A 17,640-nucleotide genomic window follows, 5' to 3' on the forward strand; every position below is an offset into this window, starting at 1 on the left:
GCCGCCCGTGGAGACCCTTTGATGACCGAAGTGACCGTTGCCGCCCTCCAGCTCGCGCTCAGCGACGATGTCGATACCAACATCGCCGCCGTGTCCGAACTCGTGCGCGAGGCGGCGGCCGAGGGCGCGCAGGTCATCCTTCCGCCCGAGCTGTTCGAGGGCCATTATTTCTGCCAGGTCGAGGATGAGGGCCTGTTCGCCCGCGCCAGGCCCACCGATCGCCATCCCGCCGTGCTGGCGATGCGCAAGCTGGCGGAGGAGCTGAAGGTCCATATCCCGACCAGCTTCTTCGAGGCGGACGGCCCGCACCATTATAACAGCCTCGCCATGATCGGGCCGGACGGCAAGGTGGCCGGCGTCTATCGCAAGAGCCACATCCCCGACGGGCCGGGCTATGAGGAGAAATTCTACTTCCGGCCCGGCAACACCGGCTTCAAGGTGTGGCCGACCGATCATGCCACGCTGGGCGTCGGCATCTGCTGGGACCAATGGTATCCCGAAACCGCGCGCACGATGATGCTGATGGGGGCGGAGCTGCTCTTCTACCCCACCGCGATCGGCAACGAGCCGCACGATCCCGATCTCGACACCAGCCGCCTCTGGCGCCGGGCGATGATCGGCCATGCCGTGTCGAACGTGGTGCCGGTGATCGCATCCAACCGCATCGGCACCGAAGGGACGATGACCTTCTACGGCCACAGCTTCATCGCCGACGAGCGCGGCGATCTGGTGGCCGAATTCGGCGCGAGCGAAACCGGCGTGCTCACCGCCACGCTCGATCTCGATCGCGTGAAGCGCCACCGCGCCGCCTTCGGCTTCTTCCGCGATCGCCGGCCGGACCTTTACGGCCGCCTCGCCCAGGATATCTGACGGACAAGAACGGCTGCCGCCGGCAGAACGGCACCGGCGGCCCCCCTCCTGATCGGCAAACCGCCTGCCGACATGCGGAGGGGAGTCGATTCCCGGCAAGCGCTCGGCTATCCCATTCGGGTCCAAGCCCTTTCAGGAAAGCCGTCCATGCGCCGCCGCACATTCCTTGCCGCCATTCCCGCCGCCGCCGCTGCCCCCGCCATGCTGCGGGCGCAAGCGCCCTCCCCCGTCCCCGCGCCGATCTGGACGCCGGGCGAGGTGCGGTTCGATCGGCCGGACGTGCATGGCGGCGATCGCCCGGTCGGGGCGAGCTTCGCCTCGCGCTCGGTGGTCTACGGGCTTTCGGGCGCCGCCGGCTCCGCGCAGCCGCTGGCCACGCAGGCGGGCATCGAAATCCTGAAGAAGGGCGGCTCCGCCGTCGATGCCGCCATCGCGATCAACGCCTGCCTGGGCTTCCTGGAGCCGACCGCCTGCGGCGTGGGCGGCGATCTCTACGCGCTGCTGTGGGACCCGAAGCAGGGCAAGGTCGATGGCCTCGCCAGCTCCGGCCGGTCGCCCCGCGCGCTGACGTTCGATATCGCCCAGTCGCGCACGAAGAACGGCCATCTGCCGGCTTATGGTGCCGCCTCGGTCTCGGTGCCCGGCACGGTCGCCGGCTGGTGGGCGCTCCACCAGCGCCACGGCAAGCTGAAATGGGCCGAGCTGTTCGAGCCCGCGATCGCGATGGCGGAAGGGGGCGTGCCGGTGGCGCCGATGATCGCTTATTATATCGGCCGGGCCATGGCCAATTTCACCAAGCCCGGCGCCGGCATCGAGGAAGTGGACAATGCCCGCAAGGTATGGATGCCGAACGGCGCCGCGCCGAAGGAGGGCGATCCCTTCCGCAACCCCGATCTCGCCCGCACCTATCGCCTGATCGCCCAGGGCGGGCGCGACGCTTTCTATGACGGCCCGATCGCCGACACGATCGAGCGTTATTTCCGGCGCATCGGCGGCTGGATGACCCGCGCGGACCTCGCCGCCCATCAGGCGAAATGGACCAGGCCGCTGGAAACCACCTATCGCGGCATCGGCGTGCAGGCGATCGGCGAGAATACCCAGGGCCTCGCCACCCTGCAGATGCTCAACATCCTCGAGCATTTCGACATGGCCGGCGCGGGCTTCCAGTCGGCGCTGTCGATCCACCTGCAGGCGGAGGCCAAGCGCCTCGCTTATGAGGATCGCGCCCGTTATTACGCCGACCCGGAATATGCCAAGGTCCCGATGGAGTGGCTCGCCTCCAAGGAATATGCGGCGGAGCGCGCGCGGCTGATCCGCCCGGACCGGCTGATGACGGACGTGCAGCCCGGCAAGGCGCCGTCGCGCGGCGACACCACCTATTTCACCTGCGCCGACAAGGACGGGCTGATGATCTCCATGATCCAGTCCAACTTCCGCGGCATGGGATCGGGGCTGGTGGCCGACGGCCTCGGCTTCATGTTCCAGGATCGCGGCCAGCTCTTCTCCTTCCAGCCGGGCCATCCCAACATCTATGCGCCGGGCAAGCGCCCGTTCCAGACGATCATCCCCGGCTTCGCGACGAAGGACGGCAAGCCCTGGCTCAGCTTCGGCGTGATGGGCGGCGACATGCAGCCGCAGGGGCAGACGCAGATCATCCTCAACCGCACCGATTACGGCCTCGATGCGCAGGCCGCCGGAGACAGCCCGCGCTGGCACCATGAAGGGTCGTCCGAAAGCATGGGCGAGGATTCGGGCGACGAAGGCCCCACCGGCACGCTGCGGCTGGAAAAGGGCGTGCCCGAGGCCACCCGCACCCGGCTTGCCGCGATGGGCTGGAAGATCGGGGCGTCGGACGGCGGCTTCGGCCGCTACCAGTGCGTCGAGCGGATCGACCGCAACGGCGAGCGCGTCTATGCGGCGGCAAGCGAGATGCGCGCCGACGGCGTGGCGCTAGCCTACTGATCGCCTTCCCGGCCGGGTTCAGTTGAGCCCGGCCAGCAGCTCCGGCCGATAGGGCTGCAGCGATTCATGGTCCCCGGCGCGCACCTTGGCCGGCCAGGCCGGATCGCCCAGCAGCGATCGGCCGAGCGCCACCAGATCGAATTCGCCGCGATCGATGCGGCCGCGCACGTCGTCGAGATAATGGTCCGAAGGCTCGGCGACGCGGCCATAGACGTCCCCCTGCCCATATTCGAGCGCGGTCGCCGCCAGGCCGATGCCGCCGCCGGCGATGGTGGCACGGCCGGTGATATGCTTGATCCAGCCGGCGAGGTTCAGGCCGCTGCCTGCGAATTCCGGCCGCCAGAAACGGCGCAGCGAACAATCGAACATGTCGACGCCGGCCTCGGCCAGCGGCACCACCAGCGCCTCCAGATCGGCCGGGCTTTCCGCCAGCTTCGCGGCATAATCCGTCATCTTGAACTGGGAAAAGCGCAGCGCGATCGGGAAATCCGGCCCCACGGCCTTGCGGCAGGCGGCGACGATCTCGGCCGCGAAGCGCACGCGATCGGCGCCATAGGCATCGTCGCGCCGGTTGGTGCGGTGCCACAGGAACTGATCGATCAGGAAGCCGTGCGCGCCGTGGATCTCGATGCCGTCGAAGCCGATGCGCCGGGCGGCGGCGGCGGCCTCGGCAAAGGCCGCGATCACGGCGTCGATCTCCGCCAAGGTCATCGGCGGGCCTTCGATCCGCTCCGGCGCTGGCGGCCGGCCCACCTCGGCCCCCGCCAGCCAGATGCCGGACGGGCCGATGCCGCGCCAGGGCGGCGGCACCTGCGCGATGCCCTGCAGGCCGGCATGGGCAAGCTGCGGCATCATCCGCCCGCCGGCCCCGTGCACGGCCTCCGCCGCCTTCTGCCAGATCGCCAGCGCGGCCCCGTGGAAGCGCGGCTCATTCTCGTCGAAGGCGGCATTGTCGTGCCCAACGGCCGTCGCGCCGCTGATGATAAGGCCGGTGCCGCCTTCGGCCCGCCGCCGGAAATAAGCGGGATAATCGGGATGGGGCAGGCCGCCGGGCGCCTTGCCCTGCCCCATCGGCGCCATGACGATGCGGTTGGGCAGCGCCAGCGAACCCAGCGCCAGCGGCGAAAAGAGCGGATCGGTCATGGCCGGATTATGATCCGCCGCAAGCGCCATCGCCAGCCGGCGATCACGCCCGACCCGCCGATAGCGCCATAATCCGGCCCCCAGGGATCGTCATGGTCAACCGGCGGGACCTCCCGTCCTCCCCAAGGGGGATCACCACCGGAAAGCGGTGATCCCCCTCGAAGATCGTGCCGCCCCAGCCGCAAGATCGATTGGCGCAGCACCCGTCCTTCCGGGCGGGCATCACGAATGCGGCGCCGCGCACCCCAAGGTTGCGCGGCGCCGCATTGGCGAACCTATGCCGCCGCCGGCCCTTCCAGCGTCGCCATGTCGATGACGAAGCGGTAGCGCACGTCGGCCTTTTCCATCCGTTCGAACGCGCCGTTGATCTCCTGTATGGCGATCATCTCGCATTCGGGCAGGATGTTCTTCTTCGCGCAGAAGTTCAGCATCTCCTGCGTCTCGGCGATGCCGCCCACGGGCGATCCCGATATCCGCCGCCGTCCCATCAGCAGCGGCAGGGTGCTGATCTCGTCCACCAGCCCCAGCTGGCCCACGATCACCAGCGTCGCATCGATATCGAGCAGCGGCATATAGGGGCGGAGGTCATGCCGCACCGGCACGGTATCGATGATCAGGTCGAAGGCGTTGGCGGCGGCCGCCATCGCTTCCGCGTCGGTCGAAACCAGCACCCGGTCCGCGCCCAGCGCCAGCGCGTCGGCGGTCTTGGCGTCGCTGCGGCTGATGACGGTCACGTCGGCGCCAAGGCCCGCGGCCAGCTTCACCGCCATATGGCCTAGCCCGCCCAGGCCGATCACGCCCACCCGGCTGCCCGGCCCCACATGCCAGGTGCGCAGCGGGGAATAGGTGGTGATGCCGGCGCAGAGCAGCGGCGCGGCGCGCGCCAGGTCCAGCCCTTCCGGGATGGAAAGCACGAACTCCTCGCGCACCACGACATGCTTGGAATAGCCGCCATAGGTCACGTCGCCGGTGATCCGGTCGCGGCCATTATAGGTCAGCGTCACGCCCTCGCGGCACATCTGCTCCTCATGGGCGAGGCACTGGTCGCAATGGCCGCAGCTGTCGACCAGGCATCCGACCGCGACGGCATCGCCCACCTTGTGCCGGGTCACGTCGCCGCCCACCTCGATCACCCGGCCGACGATCTCGTGGCCCGGAACGCAGGGGTATATGGTGCCCGGCCAGTCGCTGCGCGTCTGGTGCAGGTCGGAATGGCATACGCCGCAATAGAGGATCTCGATCGCCACGTCGTCGGAACGAAGCTCGCGACGGTCGAAGCTGTAGGGAGCAAGCGGGGTCTCGGCGTTCAGCGCCGCATAGCCGGTGGTCTTCATCTTCACTCCTCGGGTGATGGTGGATGTGTGGTGTTGAATTGCGGGTCGGTCAGAAACGCTCGCCGACCATTTCCTCGCTTTTGGCCCACAGCGCCTTCGCCCGCTCGGGATCGAGGGCGTAGGGCTGCACGCCGTCGCGCCGCGAAGTGCCGGTGGCGATCTCGGCCACATGGCAATCCTCGGCATAACGTCCGCCGATCTCGTCCGGCGCGGCCACGATCGCCGCCCAGATCGAGGTGGCGGCGCCCTGTGGCACCGTCTTCCAGTGGAAGGCGGGCGCCCCCTCGGGCTGGTTCGCCGTGATGGACGCGATCAGCGCGTCCTGCGCCTCCTGGGTCATGTGGCGGCTCAGCTCGGTGCGGATCACGCCCGGATGCACGGCCGCCGCGCGGATGCCCCGGTCGCGATGGCGCCGGTCGAACTCCACCGCGAACAGGATGTTGGCGGTCTTCGATCGGCCATAGGCCACGAACTCTTCGTAAGCGGTATGATCGAAATTGGGGTCGTCCAGGTCGACGTCCGAATATCGGTGGCCGGCGGACGAAAGGTTCACCAGCCGGCCGCCCGGTTTCAGCAGCGGGGCGATCCGGTTGACCAGCACGAAATGCCCCAGATGATTGGTGCCGAACTGCGTTTCGAAGCCGTCGGCCGTCACCCCCTTGGGGCAGGCCATCACGCCGGCATTGGCGATGATGATGTCCAGCGGCCGGCCATCGGCGATCAGCGCGTCGGCCGCCGCCCGCACGCTCGCCAGCGATGCGAGGTCGAGCCGGATCAGCTCCAGGCTGCCGCCGCCGTCCCGCGCCGCCGCGCGCACGCTTGCGGTCGCGGCTTCCGCCTTGGCGAGGTCGCGCGCCGCGCCCACCACGTCCGCGCCGTGCGCCGCCAGCGCCCGCGCCGTCTCCACGCCCAGCCCGGCGGAAACGCCGGTCACCAGGATGCGCCGGCCGGAAAGATCGACGCCTTCCAGCACCTCGTCGGTCGTCGATTCCGCGCCGAATATGGTCATGGCTGTTCTCCATTGCCGTGGAGGAGGCCCATCGCCCCCTCGAAGCCGGGGCCGATATGGATGGCAGTCCCCGCTTCCGGGCGCCCGATCGTGTCGATCTCTTGCCTGATCCTATCAAAGCACGGGCCGGGATGCAGGCCCGCCCTTGCCACCGGGTCGGCGCGCGCCAATCTTCGAGGCCATGCGCCATCAGCTCGATCAGATGCTCGCCCTTGCCGAGCGCCACCTCCACAACCCGCACCGGGAAGCCGCCCTCCCCCGCCTCGCCCTCTATGCTTCCAGCGGGCAGACATGTTCCACGGCCACGCTCTACCGGCCGATGCTGTGCCTGGTCCTGCAAGGCGCCAAGCAGGTGCTGATCGGCGATCGCGTGCTGCGCTACGATCCCGCATCCTATTTCGTCGCCTCGCTGGAATTGCCGGCATCCGGCCGCATCGTCGAGGCGAGCCCCGATCGCCCTTATGTCGCGCTCAGCCTCACGCTCGATCGGGAGGCGCTGGCCGCGCTGCTGCCGGATGCCCCGCCCGCGTCCGGCGGCCGCACCGCCGGCTTCGCCGTCAGCCCGGTCACGCCGCACCTGCTCGATGCCTGCCTCCGGCTGCTTGCCCTGCTCGATACGCCGGAGGATGCCGCCGTCCTCGCGCCCCTGCACGAACGCGAAATCCTCTATCGCCTGCTCCGGGGCCCGCAGGGCGGCGTGCTGCGGCAGATCGCCCAGGCGGACAGCCGCCTGTCGCAGGTCCGCCAGGCGATCGCCTGGATCAGGGAGCATTTCGACGAGCCGCTCCGCGTCGAGGCGCTGGCCGAGATTGCCGGCATGAGCCCCGCTTCCTTCCACCGCCATTTCAAGGCCGCCACGGCGATGAGCCCGCTGCAATATCAGAAGGTGCTCCGCCTGCAGGAAGCGCGGCGGCTGCTCGTCATCAGCGCGGATGCGACGCGCGCCGCCTACCGGGTCGGCTACGAAAGCGCCTCGCAGTTCAGCCGCGAATATGCCCGCATGTTCGGCGTCCCGCCCTCGCGCGATGCGGAGCGGCTGCGCGGCGCCGGCATCGGCCTGCCGGAAATCAGCAGCGCGGCCTGATCCCGATCACCCGGCCCCCGATCAGCCGGCCCCCAATCAGCCGGCCAGCGTCTCGATCGCGGACCTGTTCTCCAGCGTCCGGTGGACGGGGCATTTGGCGGCCACGTCCAGCAGGCGCGTGCGCTGCTCGCCGGTCAGCGCATCGCCACGGATGCGCACGGTCTTGCGGAAAACGTCCGTCTTGCCCGGCCGGCCTTCCACGGCCGCCTTCTCGTGCGTCACTTCGGTCTCGATATGGTCGACGGGCCATTGCTGCTGCCGGGCGAACCAGCGCACCGTCATCGTCGTGCATTCGCCCAGCGCCGCCGCCAGCATCTGATAGGGCGACGGGCCGAGGTCGGCACCGCCCATCGCCACCGGCTCGTCGCCGATCAGGCTATGCCCGCCGGTCTCGATCCGCACCGCGAACGGGCTCGCGCCCGTCTCGCTCACAGTCACTTCCACCTTGTCGCTCATGCCGCTCTCCCCGCCCGTGCCGCGCCCTTCCTGGGCCCGCTCATCCATCGACGATATCCGAATATTCGGGGTGGCCGGCATAAAAGCGGCTCATGAAGCTGCACTTCAGCACGGCCTTGCGCCCGCTCGCGCGGATCGCATCGAACACGCCGGTCGCCAGCTTCGTGCCGATCCCCTGCCCCGAATATTCGAACGGCACCTCGGTATGGGTCAGCACCACCCGGCCTTCCTCGTCGATGCGGTAATAGGCCGCCGCCACATTGTCGCCGTCCAGCGCCAGTTCGAACCGGTGCTGCGCCGGATTGTCGATCACCGAAGCCATCTGCGTCTCCCGTCCGCCTTCCTCAATGCCCCGTCACGCCCATCGCCAGCAGCAGCAGCAGGAAGAGGGTCGCCGCGAAGGTCGCGGAAAACAGCAGGAAGCAGGTCCGCCACAGCGCGCTGAACCAGCCGAGCGAATAGGCGCCCTTCAGCTGGCGATACATGTGCCATGGCGGAAAGAAGGTCATGAATATGATGATCGCGGTNGCCGGCAGGATCAGCGCGGCGAAGCTCATCGTCACCATCATCAGCGTCATCGCCGCCAGCGAATATATGGCGAAGATGGCATGATCGTAGAGGCCGAACTGCCAGCGCCAGGCGAACATCAGCCAGATGAAGGGCAGCGATATCGGGATCAGCGCCCAGGAGAATTTATAGGCGGAGGATTGCAGCTTGTAGAGCAATAGCGCCGGATTTTTCGATGCTTTCTCAATGCCTTCGTCCAATGCGGGCCAGCCGGTGTTCGCGTTGATCCCGGAATGGGTCGGCTCGGCGACCGGTGCCCTGGCACTATCCTTGCCGACCAGGGCGGCCTGCTCGGCCACCCGGCCGGTCATGAGGTTGGTCACCGCCAGCTCGCGCTGCAGATCGGCGATTTGCCGGTCCAGCGCGCGGGTGTTGTCGCCCGCCGCCTTCAGCTCGTCGCGGGCGGCCTGCAACTCCTTCAGGCGGATGGCGGACCTGTCATTCTCGCTGCCAATCTCGCGCTGGGCCTCCTGCAACCCACTCGCCACCTCCTCCACCGTATGCCCGCTCGCGCCGCGGATCGGCAGGCCGACCCAGGAGAACACCGCCACCATCAGGAATACGGAAAACAGGAAGAGCGCCAGCGGCGACACGAATTTCGCCCGCTCGCCCAATATATAGCGCCGGGTCAGCTCCCCCGGCCGCCAGAACAGCAGCGGCAGCGTGCCCCACATCTTCCCTTCGAAATGGAACACGCCGTGGGCGATATCGTGCACCAGCGCCATCACCGTGCGGTGCAGGTGCGCCGCCTGCCCGCAATTCTGGCAGAAATGGCCCGCAAGCGGCGTGCCGCAGTTCAGGCAGGCGCTTTCGTGGGTGTGGCCGTCATCGGTGGCGCGGCGGCCCCCGAGCCGCTCGCCCTCGATCGCATGAGCCGCAAGGGCCCCGGTCGCGACATTCGCCGCTGCTTCGAATTCTCCGGTCATGTGCCCAGGATAGCGGCGTGACCGTGGCGAAGCGAGGGGCGACGTGATAGGGCTCGGCCATGACAGACGCCGCCAGCCTCGCTTCGTCCGCCGCTACGTCCGCCACGGATGCGCCCGTCCCGGATGCGGAGGCGCTGATCCAGGATATGGGCCGCCGCGCCCGCGCCGCCGCCGCGGTGCTGGCCCGCACGCCGACCGCGGTGAAGGCCGATGCGCTCCGCGCCGCCGCCGCCGCTCTGCGCGCGAACGAGGCCGGGATTCTCGCCGCCAATGCCGCCGATATGGCGCGCGGCCGAGAAAACGGCCTGTCGCTCGCCCTGCTCGATCGGCTGAGGCTCGATCCCGCGCGGCTGGAAGGCGTCGCCGCCGGGCTGGAGGCGGTGGCCGCCCTTGCCGATCCGGTCGGCCAGGTCGTCGATCGCGCCGCGCGACCCAACGGCCTGGAATTGAGCCGGGTGCGCGTGCCGCTGGGCGTCGTCGGCATCATCTACGAAAGCCGCCCCAACGTTACCGCCGATGCCGGGGCGCTCTGCCTGATGGCCGGCAACGCCGCGATCCTGCGCGGCGGATCGGAAGCGATCCAAAGCAGCCGGGCGATCCACGCCGCCCTTATCGAAGGGCTCCGCGCCGCCGGCCTGCCCGAGGACGCGATCCAGCTCGTCCCCGTCACCGATCGCGCGGCCGTGGGCGCGATGCTCAAGGCCGCCGGCCTCATCGACATCATCGTGCCGCGCGGCGGCAAGTCGCTGGTCGCGCGTGTCCAGGCCGAGGCGCGCGTGCCCGTGCTCGCCCATCTCGACGGCATCAACCACACCTATATCGATGCCGCCGCCGATCCCGCGAAGGCGGTGGCGCTGGCCGTCAACGCCAAGATGCGCCGCACCGGCGTTTGCGGCGCGACCGAAACGCTGCTGATCGACCGCGCCTTCCCCGAGGGCGCGGCCGTGGTGAAGGCCCTGCTTGATGCCGGCTGCGAACTGCGCGGAACCCCGGAAATCCAGGCCCTCGATCCCCGGATCCTGCCGGCGGGGGACGAGGATTGGGATGCCGAATATCTCGATGCCATCTGCGCGGTGCGGGCCGTTTCCGGGGCGGACGAGGCGATTGGCCATATCGCCGCCCATGCTTCCCATCACACGGACGCGATCGTCACCGAGGATGCCGCCACCGCCGAACGCTTCCTGGCGGAAGTCGATTCGGCGATCGTGATGTGGAACGCCTCCACCCAGTTCGCCGATGGCGGCGAATTCGGCCTGGGCGCGGAAATCGGCATCTCCACCGGCCGTCTCCACGCGCGCGGCCCGGTCGCGCTCGAAGGGCTCACGACCTATAAATGGGTGGTGCGCGGCACGGGACAGCTCCGCCCTTGAGCCATCGCAGAAGGGCGACCGGCCTGCTCGGCGGATCGTTCAATCCCGCCCATCGCGCCCATCGTCGCATCACCCTTGCCGCTATCGAGGCGCTGGGGCTGGACGAGGCATGGTGGCTGGTTTCCCCCGGCAACCCGCTGAAAGATGGCGCGCCCGACATGGCCCCCCTGTCGGCCCGCGTCGCCAGCGCCCGCGCCATGGCCCGGCGCGCGCCGATCCGCGTCACCGCGATCGAGCGGCGGCTGGGCACCCGCTACACCGCAGAGACGCTGGAAAAGCTCGTCCGCCTCTACCCCGATCGCTGCTTCATCTGGTTGATGGGATCGGACAATCTCGTCCAGTTCCACCGCTGGCGGGACTGGCGCAGGATCGCGCGGACGGTTCCGATTGCCGTAATCGCCCGTCCGGGTTATGATGGGGCTGCTCACGCTACGAGGGCGATGGGCTGGCTGCGGCGTTTCGTCCGGCCCGCAAGCCAGGCGAGAAACTGGACGACGTGGAGACCGCCGGCGCTCGTGCTGCTGCGCTTTCGCCCAGATCCCGGTTCCGCCACGCGCTTGCGGGCTGAAGACCCGCTTTGGTTTCACGCATATCATCAACAGGCCCTGCGCGACCCCGTGACGCGCCGGTGCATCGACTAGGAGGCCCTTTGCCCGCCAGTACCGCCGCCCTTCGGGGCACCAACGAACCCGAGCCGTCGGCCGCGCTTCACCAGCTCGTGCTCCGCTCGCTCGACGACGACCAGGCCGTCGAGACCGTAACCATCCCGCTTGCCGGCAAGAGCAGCATCGCCGATCACATGGTGATCGCGAGCGGCCGTTCGTCGCGCCAGGTGGCATCGATGGCGCAGAAGCTCGCCGATCGCATCAAGCAGGAAACCGGCCGCATCGCCCGTATCGAAGGGCTGCCGACGGCGGACTGGGTGCTGATCGACGCGGGCGACGTGATCGTCCACCTGTTCCGCCCCGAAGTCCGCAGCTTCTACAATCTCGAACGCATGTGGGGTTTCGAGGAGGAACGCCGCCCGGCCGGCGAAGCCTGAGGCGTTGCTGCTCCACATCGTCGCGCGGGGCAAGATCGGCCGCAGCCCCGAGGCGGAGCTCGTCGATCGCTATCTGAAGCGGATCGCCTGGCCGACCCGCGTTACCGAGCTGCCCGACAAGGGCGGCCGCGCACCCGTGCTGGACAATGATTCCATCCTCGTGGCGCTGGACGAGAAAGGCCAGCAGCTGCCCTCGCTGGCGTTCGCGGAAAAGCTGGGCCGCTGGCGGGACGACGGCCGGCGCGAGGCCCGCTTCCTGATCGGCGCGGCCGACGGGCTGGAACCCGCCGATCGCGAACGCGCCGATCTGCTGCTGGCCTTCGGCGCCGCCACCTGGCCGCACATGCTGGCCAGGGCGATGCTGGCCGAACAATTATGGCGGGCGACCAGCATCCTGGCCGGCCACCCCTATCATCGCGAAGGCTGAGCACATCGCAATGGCCCGCCCCCTGCTGATCGCCGCGACCATCGCCACCGGCGCCGTGGCGGGCCTGGCAATCGCGCGGGTGCCCACGGCGGCCGAGATTTCGGCCGATCAGATCCGTCGCCAGGCCGATGCCGCCGCCGCCCGCGCGGCGGGGCTGGAGGAACAGGCCGCCCGCGCCGCAGAGGACGCCGCCCGCACCCGCGCCGCGGAAGCCGCCGTCGCCAGCCGCGTGATGGCCGCCGAGGCGGAGATCGCCGCCGCCGAGAAGCGGATGGGCGACGTGGCCGCGCTCCGCGCCCGCCAGCGCGCGCGGCTCGCCGAGGAGCAGGCCCCGATCGTCCGGCTCACGGCCGCGTTGCAGACGATGGCCCGCCGGCCGACCGCGCTCGCCTTCGTCCAGCCCGGCTCCATCGCCGATGTCGTCCATGTCCGCGCGCTGCTCGATGCGCAGGTGCCGGCGATCCGCGATCGCACCGCCGGGCTCCGGCGCGAGGTCGCCCACGGCCTCGCTCTCCAGCGCGAGGCCGATCAGGCGGCCGCCAGCCTGCGCGACAGCCGCGATCGACTGCAGGCGGAACGCGCGGAACTCGCCCGGCTCGAAACCCGGCACCGCATCCGCGCCCAGGCACTCACCGATGATTCGCTCGCCCAGTCCGATCGGGCGATGGCGCTGGGGGAAAAGGCCCGCACCGTCGCCGACCTGATGGATCGCCTCGACAGCCAGTCGCGCACGCGCGATCGGCTGGCCGCGCTCCCCGGCCCGGTCCTCCGCCCGCTCGTCCCGGGCCAGGCGGCGGCCCCNCCCGCCGAGCCCGCGCCCGAAGGCCCGCTCAACCTCGCTTATCGCCTGCCCGTTACCGGCAAGCTGGTGCGCGGCCTCGGCGAGATTTCGGACGCCGGCGTCCGCGCCCGCGGGCTCACCATCGGCGCCAGGGCCGATGCGCTGGTGGTTGCGCCGGCGCGTGGCCGGATCGCCTATGCCGGCCCCTTCCGGGGCTATGACAATATCGTCATCATCGAACATGGCGGCGGCTGGACCAGCCTTGTCACCGGCCTCGCCGCGCTCAACGCCAGGGTGGGCGAGGCGGTGGACCAGGGCAGCCCGATCGGCCGCGCCCATGGCGGCGCCGGCGGCGTGACGGTCGAGCTGCGCCGCGCCGGCCAGCCCATCGATATCGTTCCGCTGCTGGGGCAGGGCTGATGGCACGCCCCGCACCCCGCCNCCCCTACCCCCNCATCCCGTTCACCGCATCTTCATCGCCGGTGATCGACCATGCCCCCGCCCAGGCTTTTCATCCGGCAGCCTTGTTGCCGGAGATGGAAAGGCTGTAACGTGGTGGCAATATCCAGCGAAGGCACCCTGTCGATGGCCAGATTATTGTTGCGTTCCGCCTTGCTCGTCAGCGCTGTTGCGCTGGTTCCCACCGTCACGTCGGCATTGGCGGCCGCGGATGCGGAAACTTTCCGCGAAATGGACCAGTTCATGAGCGTTTTCGATCGCGTGCGATCGGAATATGTCGACAAGGTTGACGACAAGACGCTGATCAAGGGCGCGATCGACGGCATGCTCGCCAGCCTCGATCCGCACAGCTCCTATCTCGATTCGCGCGACTATCAGAATCTGCGTACGCAGACGGACGGCGCCTATGGCGGCCTGGGCCTGACGGTCTCGATGGAGGACGGCGCGGTCAAGATCATCGCGCCGACCGAGGATACGCCTGCCTACAAGGCCGGGCTCAAGTCGGGCGACTATATCACCCATCTGGACGGCAAGCTGATCTATGGCGGCACGCTGGACGAAGCGGTCGATCAGATGCGCGGCAAGCCGGGCACGCAGGTGAAGCTAACCATCGTCCGCCCGGGCCGCGACAAGCCCTTCGACGTGACGCTGACGCGCGAGGTCATCACCCTGAAGCCCGTCAAGTGGGAGGTGAAGGACAAGGTCGGCATCGTCAACATCAACACCTTCAACAAGCAGACCGGCGAAGCGGTGCGCGCGGCGCTGGTGTCGATCGACAAGGCGGTCGGCGGCCAGCCGCTCGGCTATGTCGTCGATCTCCGCTCCAACCCCGGCGGCCTGCTGGATCAGGCGATCGAGGTTTCGGACGCCTTCCTCGATCGCGGCGAGATCGTCTCCCAGCGCGGCCGGGAGAAGAGCGATATCGAACGCTGGTATGCCCGCCCTGGCGATTTCGCCCATGGCCTGCCCGTGATCGTCCTGATCGACGCGGGATCGGCCTCGGCGGCCGAAATCGTGGCCGGCGCGCTCCAGGATCACCGGCGCGGCCTGGTGATGGGCGAACGCAGCTTCGGCAAGGGATCCGTGCAGACGCTGCTGCCGCTGACCGAGGATACCGCGCTCAGGCTCACCACCGCGCGCTATTTCACGCCGTCGGGCCGCTCGGTGCAGGAAGGCGGCATCCAGCCGGATATCCGCGTGCCCCAGCTCACCGACCCCGATTACAAGGACCGTCCGCGCCTGCGCGAGGCCGATCTGCGCCGTCACCTCATCAACGAGGCGAAGCTCGACGAAAGCGTGCTGGAGGACGACACCAAGGCCGATCCCCGTTTCCAGCTGACGGCCACCCAGCTTGAGAAGCAGGGCGTTTCGGACTTCCAGCTCGATTATGCGGTGAAGACCCTCGCCCGCCTCGGCGGTGCGCCTGCAACCGCCGCCGCCGCGACCACCAGCGCCGCGGCCAAGGGCACCGTGACAGCGGGCGCCGGCCCCAAGGGCGGCCGCTAAACCTCTCGTCCGGCTCCCCTCCCGGCCCGGAAGGCCGCGTGAGGGGAGCCGCAATCCCAAGGGATCTCCGCCCTCCCCATGACCAGATTCGCCACGGCCCGCCTGCTCGCCCTCCTGATCCCCACGGCGCTGATGGCGGGCGCGCTGGGATCGCAGTTCATCGGCGGCCTCTATCCGTGCGAGATGTGCCACTGGCAGCGCTGGCCGCATTATGCGGCGATCGCGATCGCGCTCCTCGCCTTTCTCGTCCGCCCCGCCGCGCGGCCGCTCACCATCCTGGCGGCGCTGGCGATCATGGCCAGCGGCGCGATCGGCGTCTTTCACGCCGGGGTCGAATATGGCTGGTGGGAAGGGCTCACCCGCTGCAGCACGATCGGCAATTCGGGCGATGTCCTCGCCGATATCATGGCGGCGCCGATGGTCCGTTGCGATGAGGTGCAATGGTCGCTGTTCGGAATTTCTCTCGCCGGATGGAATGCGATCGTTTCGCTTGCCGGCGGAGCGACTATATTGGCCCTATGCCTGAAACGCCCCCGCTGATGCCGATCGACGAAAAAGCCCGCGCCTCGATGCTGCGGGTCGATCAGGCCGGCGAATATGGCGCGACCCGCATCTATGCCGGGCAACTCGCCGTGATGGGCGATCATGCGCCGGGCAGCCGCCTGATCGCGCGCATGGCCCTGCAGGAGGAACGCCACCGCGCCCGCTTCGATGCGATGATCGCCGAACGCGGCGTGCGGCCGACCGCGCTCCAGCCGCTGTGGAACGTCGCGGGCTTCGCGCTGGGCGCGGCGACGGCGCTGATCGGCCCCAAGGCCGCGATGGCCTGCACCGCGGCGATCGAGACGGAGATCGACCGCCATTATGGCGAGCAGCTCGAACGGATCGGCACCGGCGACCCCGAACTCAGCGAGGCCATCGCCGATTTCCGGGCCGAGGAGGTCGAACATCGCGAGATAGCACTGGCCGAAGGCGCCGAGGAAGCGCCCGCTTATCCCTTGCTCTCCGGCGCCATCCGTCTCGGCTGCCGGGCCGCGATAGCGCTTTCGAAGCGGATTTGACGCATCCCTGCCCCTGGTTCAGACGTTGGGGTAGGACAATATAGGATCGGCACGATGAAGACCGTGATCGCCAGCCTCGCTTTCGTGATCGCCGCGTCGGCGGCCATGCCCTTCGACGTCGCGCAGGCGCAGCGATCCGAAAGGGTGCTGACCATCTACGGCAACGACAAATGCCCCACCAGCAATGGCGAGGAAATCGTCGTCTGCCGCCGCCTCGACGAAAATGAGCGGTATCGCATTCCCAAGGACCTCCGCGATTCCGAACTCACGGGCAACGATGCCTGGAATGAGCGCGCGCGCAGCTTCGAATATGTCGGCCGCTCCGGCGCCCAGAGCTGCTCGCCGGTCGGCAGCGGCGGCGCATCGGGCTGCATGCGCGAAATGTTCCGCAAGGCGCGGGACGAGCGCGCCGCCAATGGCGAGAAGACCGGCATCCCATTCTGAGCCGGCCGCCCCCCTCCCGATCCTTGAGGACAGACCATATGCGCAGCACCATCCGCCTCGGCCTGGTCACGCTGGGCCTGCTGGGCGCGCTGCCTGCCTACGCCCAGGACGCGACAACCGGAACCCCGCCGGAGAAAGTCTCCTCGCTGGTCGTCTATGGCGACGATCCCTGCCCGCGCAGCACCAGCGACGAGATCGTCGTGTGCGGGCGCGAACCGGAAAGCGAACGCTACCGCGTGCCCAAGCGCTTCAGGGGCAAGAAGGCCGAGCCCGCCCAGCAAAGCTGGTCCAATACCGTGCGCCAGCTCGAATGGGTCAGCCGCGCCGGCACGCCCAACAGTTGCTCCCCAGTCGGCAGCGGCGGCGCCACCGGCTGCTACCAGATGTTCATGCGCCAGGCGCGCGCGGAACGCGAACAGGCCCGGCAGGAAGCAGCCGACATTCCCTGACGGCCGTGCGACATCAGCCCTGGTGGCAGGGCCGCCGATCGCTCCATATCACGACATAATCGTCCGGCACTCGTGTCCAGCGGCCGTCCGGCCGCCGGATCAGCGGTTCGGCGCACGCCCGGCAGCGATCGAAGAACAGCCCGTCATTCCACACGCCGGGCGTCTCGCTGCGATGCAGCCCCAATCGGCATAATAAGGACATGGCGACCCCCTTGTCCCCGCCGATCGATGCCATCCCCACGGCGCCGCCGACGGTCCGTTTTCCTGCTTATATCTTTATGGTTAAGATATTCGCTACGGCAGATCAATCGGTGGGCGCGCGATAAGCAGGCAGCAGGCGGATCGCAGCGATCATGCCGAGGCCGAACAGGATCGCCGCGCAATCGGCCAGGAAATCCATGGCGTTGGCATCCCGGTGCAGCATCGGGATCGCCTGGGTGATTTCGATCGCGGCACCCACCCCCGCCAGCCCCAGCCCGGTCCGCCACAGGGCGCGGCGCGGCCAGCCCAGCCCCGCCAGCAGCGCCAGGGTGAAGAAGGCGATCATATGTTCGATCTTATCGGAAGCGGCGATGTGCGGTGCTTCGGCCTGCGGCATGATCGCCGCGCCATAGGCGAAGATCAGCGCCGCCCAGAATAGCGGCCGCGCGAGGCGTTCGATCAGGGCCATGCGGCCGGCCTCATCCGATCGGGAAAGGAAATGGCGCCTTCAGGCGGCGCCGGGGCGCCGTCGCGCCCGATATGGCAGAG

The 17,640-nt window shown here is 68.9% G+C and carries 22 protein-coding genes; 13 read left to right on the top strand and 9 right to left on the bottom strand.

Annotated features, from left to right (window positions below; genetic code table 11):
• Positions 1-21 precede the first annotated feature (21 nt).
• Together aguB and ggt are read left to right on the top strand one after the other, a co-directional pair.
• Positions 22-870 (top strand): N-carbamoylputrescine amidase, encoded by an 849-nt coding sequence (aguB, locus tag BHE75_RS14890; RefSeq protein ID WP_070934336.1) that lies wholly within the window; start codon positions 22-24, stop codon positions 868-870.
• A gap of 147 nt (positions 871-1,017) precedes the next feature.
• Positions 1,018-2,832 (top strand): gamma-glutamyltransferase, encoded by a 1,815-nt coding sequence (gene ggt, locus BHE75_RS14895; RefSeq protein ID WP_070934337.1) that lies wholly within the window; start codon positions 1,018-1,020, stop codon positions 2,830-2,832.
• A gap of 18 nt (positions 2,833-2,850) precedes the next feature.
• Here the strand turns inward: ggt and BHE75_RS14900 are convergent, their stop codons facing one another.
• From BHE75_RS14900 to BHE75_RS14915, 3 genes are all read right to left on the bottom strand, one after another.
• On the bottom strand, positions 2,851-3,975 hold the full coding sequence (locus BHE75_RS14900; protein WP_084653524.1) for a 12-oxophytodienoate reductase: 1,125 nt from the start codon (positions 3,973-3,975) through the stop codon (positions 2,851-2,853).
• Between the two features lie 275 nt (positions 3,976-4,250).
• Positions 4,251-5,309 (bottom strand): NAD(P)-dependent alcohol dehydrogenase, encoded by a 1,059-nt coding sequence (locus BHE75_RS14910; protein WP_070934340.1) that lies wholly within the window; start codon positions 5,307-5,309, stop codon positions 4,251-4,253.
• A gap of 49 nt (positions 5,310-5,358) precedes the next feature.
• On the bottom strand, positions 5,359-6,318 hold the full coding sequence (locus BHE75_RS14915; RefSeq protein ID WP_070934341.1) for an SDR family NAD(P)-dependent oxidoreductase: 960 nt from the start codon (positions 6,316-6,318) through the stop codon (positions 5,359-5,361).
• A 181-nt stretch (positions 6,319-6,499) separates the two neighbouring features.
• Here BHE75_RS14915 and BHE75_RS14920 point away from each other — a divergent pair, with 181 nt between their 5' ends.
• The gene (locus BHE75_RS14920; protein WP_015457574.1) at positions 6,500-7,402 is read left to right on the top strand and encodes an AraC family transcriptional regulator; all 903 of its coding nucleotides are present in this window, start codon (positions 6,500-6,502) and stop codon (positions 7,400-7,402) included.
• Between the two features lie 36 nt (positions 7,403-7,438).
• On the opposite strand, the gene BHE75_RS14925 is transcribed toward BHE75_RS14920, so the two are convergent.
• Genes BHE75_RS14925 through BHE75_RS14935 form a run of 3 tightly spaced genes read right to left on the bottom strand, consistent with a single transcriptional unit; the run spans position 7,439 to position 9,351 of the window.
• Positions 7,439-7,906 (bottom strand): OsmC family protein, encoded by a 468-nt coding sequence (locus BHE75_RS14925; protein ID WP_070934342.1) that lies wholly within the window; start codon positions 7,904-7,906, stop codon positions 7,439-7,441.
• Positions 7,899-8,180 carry a GNAT family N-acetyltransferase gene (locus tag BHE75_RS14930; RefSeq protein ID WP_070934343.1) on the bottom strand — a complete coding sequence of 94 codons (282 nt, stop codon included), beginning with the start codon at positions 8,178-8,180 and terminating at the stop codon, positions 7,899-7,901. Before BHE75_RS14930 ends, BHE75_RS14925 begins: the two co-directional genes overlap by 8 nt.
• A 22-nt stretch (positions 8,181-8,202) precedes the next feature.
• Positions 8,203-9,351 carry a DUF3667 domain-containing protein gene (locus tag BHE75_RS14935; RefSeq protein ID WP_070934344.1) on the bottom strand — a complete coding sequence of 383 codons (1,149 nt, stop codon included), beginning with the start codon at positions 9,349-9,351 and terminating at the stop codon, positions 8,203-8,205.
• 59 nt (positions 9,352-9,410) lie between these two features.
• Here BHE75_RS14935 and BHE75_RS14940 point away from each other — a divergent pair, with 59 nt between their 5' ends.
• The 5 genes from BHE75_RS14940 to BHE75_RS25360 all read left to right on the top strand — a co-directional run bounded on the left by BHE75_RS14940 (position 9,411) and on the right by BHE75_RS25360 (position 13,391).
• Positions 9,411-10,721, top strand: a complete 1,311-nt coding sequence (locus BHE75_RS14940; RefSeq protein ID WP_084653242.1) for a glutamate-5-semialdehyde dehydrogenase — start codon at positions 9,411-9,413, stop codon at positions 10,719-10,721.
• On the top strand, positions 10,685-11,362 hold the full coding sequence (locus BHE75_RS14945) for a nicotinate-nucleotide adenylyltransferase (protein WP_070934345.1): 678 nt from the start codon (positions 10,685-10,687) through the stop codon (positions 11,360-11,362). Before BHE75_RS14940 ends, BHE75_RS14945 begins: the two co-directional genes overlap by 37 nt.
• An 8-nt stretch (positions 11,363-11,370) precedes the next feature.
• On the top strand, positions 11,371-11,763 hold the full coding sequence (gene rsfS / locus BHE75_RS14950) for a ribosome silencing factor (protein WP_015457580.1): 393 nt from the start codon (positions 11,371-11,373) through the stop codon (positions 11,761-11,763).
• Positions 11,764-11,767: 4 nt separating this feature from the next.
• Complete coding sequence (locus BHE75_RS14955) at positions 11,768-12,190, top strand: 23S rRNA (pseudouridine(1915)-N(3))-methyltransferase RlmH (RefSeq protein ID WP_015457581.1); 423 nt, start codon at positions 11,768-11,770, stop codon at positions 12,188-12,190.
• Positions 12,191-12,893: 703 nt separating this feature from the next.
• On the top strand, positions 12,894-13,391 hold the full coding sequence (locus tag BHE75_RS25360) for a murein hydrolase activator EnvC family protein (protein ID WP_438830626.1): 498 nt from the start codon (positions 12,894-12,896) through the stop codon (positions 13,389-13,391).
• Between the two features lie 53 nt (positions 13,392-13,444).
• Here the strand turns inward: BHE75_RS25360 and BHE75_RS25030 are convergent, their stop codons facing one another.
• The gene (locus tag BHE75_RS25030) at positions 13,445-13,675 is read right to left on the bottom strand and encodes a hypothetical protein (protein ID WP_254684462.1); all 231 of its coding nucleotides are present in this window, start codon (positions 13,673-13,675) and stop codon (positions 13,445-13,447) included.
• Between BHE75_RS25030 and BHE75_RS14965 the strand changes: the two genes are divergently transcribed.
• The 5 genes from BHE75_RS14965 to BHE75_RS14985 all read left to right on the top strand — a co-directional run bounded on the left by BHE75_RS14965 (position 13,674) and on the right by BHE75_RS14985 (position 16,890).
• Positions 13,674-14,936, top strand: a complete 1,263-nt coding sequence (locus tag BHE75_RS14965; protein WP_254684463.1) for a S41 family peptidase — start codon at positions 13,674-13,676, stop codon at positions 14,934-14,936. The genes BHE75_RS25030 and BHE75_RS14965 overlap by 2 nt on opposite strands.
• A gap of 78 nt (positions 14,937-15,014) precedes the next feature.
• Positions 15,015-15,476, top strand: coding sequence for a disulfide bond formation protein B (locus tag BHE75_RS14970; RefSeq protein WP_070935953.1), 462 nt, complete (start codon positions 15,015-15,017; stop codon positions 15,474-15,476).
• A complete protein-coding gene (locus BHE75_RS14975) occupies positions 15,455-15,997 on the top strand; it encodes a demethoxyubiquinone hydroxylase family protein (RefSeq protein ID WP_070934348.1) in 543 nt (180 codons plus the stop codon). Before BHE75_RS14970 ends, BHE75_RS14975 begins: the two co-directional genes overlap by 22 nt.
• Positions 15,998-16,051: 54 nt before the next feature.
• Complete coding sequence (locus BHE75_RS14980; protein ID WP_015457586.1) at positions 16,052-16,441, top strand: hypothetical protein; 390 nt, start codon at positions 16,052-16,054, stop codon at positions 16,439-16,441.
• A gap of 38 nt (positions 16,442-16,479) precedes the next feature.
• Positions 16,480-16,890: a hypothetical protein gene (locus tag BHE75_RS14985; RefSeq protein ID WP_015457587.1), complete on the top strand. Its 411-nt coding sequence runs from the start codon at positions 16,480-16,482 to the stop codon at positions 16,888-16,890.
• A 13-nt stretch (positions 16,891-16,903) separates the two neighbouring features.
• Here BHE75_RS14985 and BHE75_RS24140 read toward each other — a convergent pair whose 3' ends face one another.
• Positions 16,904-17,092, bottom strand: a complete 189-nt coding sequence (locus BHE75_RS24140; protein WP_139181734.1) for a hypothetical protein — start codon at positions 17,090-17,092, stop codon at positions 16,904-16,906.
• 102 nt (positions 17,093-17,194) lie between these two features.
• On the bottom strand, positions 17,195-17,560 hold the full coding sequence (locus BHE75_RS14990; protein WP_070934349.1) for a teicoplanin resistance protein VanZ: 366 nt from the start codon (positions 17,558-17,560) through the stop codon (positions 17,195-17,197).
• Positions 17,561-17,640 lie beyond the last annotated feature (80 nt).

Source organism: Edaphosphingomonas haloaromaticamans (genome assembly GCF_001853345.1).
Taxonomy (GTDB): Bacteria; Pseudomonadota; Alphaproteobacteria; order Sphingomonadales; family Sphingomonadaceae; genus Sphingomonas_E; species Sphingomonas_E fennica.

Excerpts from the sequence above, each read along its gene's own strand:
- aguB (WP_070934336.1), top strand. The coding sequence starts at position 22 with ATGACCGAAGTGACCGTTGCCGCCCTCCAGCTCGCGCTCAGCGACGAT.
- ggt (WP_070934337.1), top strand. The coding sequence starts at position 1,018 with ATGCGCCGCCGCACATTCCTTGCCGCCATTCCCGCCGCCGCCGCTGCC.
- BHE75_RS14900 (WP_084653524.1), bottom strand. The coding sequence starts at position 3,975 with ATGACCGATCCGCTCTTTTCGCCGCTGGCGCTGGGTTCGCTGGCGCTG.
- BHE75_RS14910 (WP_070934340.1), bottom strand. The coding sequence starts at position 5,309 with ATGAAGACCACCGGCTATGCGGCGCTGAACGCCGAGACCCCGCTTGCT.
- BHE75_RS14915 (WP_070934341.1), bottom strand. The coding sequence starts at position 6,318 with ATGACCATATTCGGCGCGGAATCGACGACCGACGAGGTGCTGGAAGGC.
- BHE75_RS14920 (WP_015457574.1), top strand. The coding sequence starts at position 6,500 with ATGCGCCATCAGCTCGATCAGATGCTCGCCCTTGCCGAGCGCCACCTC.
- BHE75_RS14925 (WP_070934342.1), bottom strand. The coding sequence starts at position 7,906 with ATGGATGAGCGGGCCCAGGAAGGGCGCGGCACGGGCGGGGAGAGCGGC.
- BHE75_RS14930 (WP_070934343.1), bottom strand. The coding sequence starts at position 8,180 with ATGGCTTCGGTGATCGACAATCCGGCGCAGCACCGGTTCGAACTGGCG.
- BHE75_RS14940 (WP_084653242.1), top strand. The coding sequence starts at position 9,411 with ATGACAGACGCCGCCAGCCTCGCTTCGTCCGCCGCTACGTCCGCCACG.
- BHE75_RS14945 (WP_070934345.1), top strand. The coding sequence starts at position 10,685 with ATGGGTGGTGCGCGGCACGGGACAGCTCCGCCCTTGAGCCATCGCAGA.
- BHE75_RS14965 (WP_254684463.1), top strand. The coding sequence starts at position 13,674 with ATGAGCGTTTTCGATCGCGTGCGATCGGAATATGTCGACAAGGTTGAC.
- BHE75_RS25030 (WP_254684462.1), bottom strand. The coding sequence starts at position 13,675 with ATGAACTGGTCCATTTCGCGGAAAGTTTCCGCATCCGCGGCCGCCAAT.
- BHE75_RS14970 (WP_070935953.1), top strand. The coding sequence starts at position 15,015 with ATGACCAGATTCGCCACGGCCCGCCTGCTCGCCCTCCTGATCCCCACG.
- BHE75_RS14975 (WP_070934348.1), top strand. The coding sequence starts at position 15,455 with ATGCCTGAAACGCCCCCGCTGATGCCGATCGACGAAAAAGCCCGCGCC.
- BHE75_RS14980 (WP_015457586.1), top strand. The coding sequence starts at position 16,052 with ATGAAGACCGTGATCGCCAGCCTCGCTTTCGTGATCGCCGCGTCGGCG.
- BHE75_RS14985 (WP_015457587.1), top strand. The coding sequence starts at position 16,480 with ATGCGCAGCACCATCCGCCTCGGCCTGGTCACGCTGGGCCTGCTGGGC.
- BHE75_RS24140 (WP_139181734.1), bottom strand. The coding sequence starts at position 17,092 with ATGTCCTTATTATGCCGATTGGGGCTGCATCGCAGCGAGACGCCCGGC.
- BHE75_RS14990 (WP_070934349.1), bottom strand. The coding sequence starts at position 17,560 with ATGGCCCTGATCGAACGCCTCGCGCGGCCGCTATTCTGGGCGGCGCTG.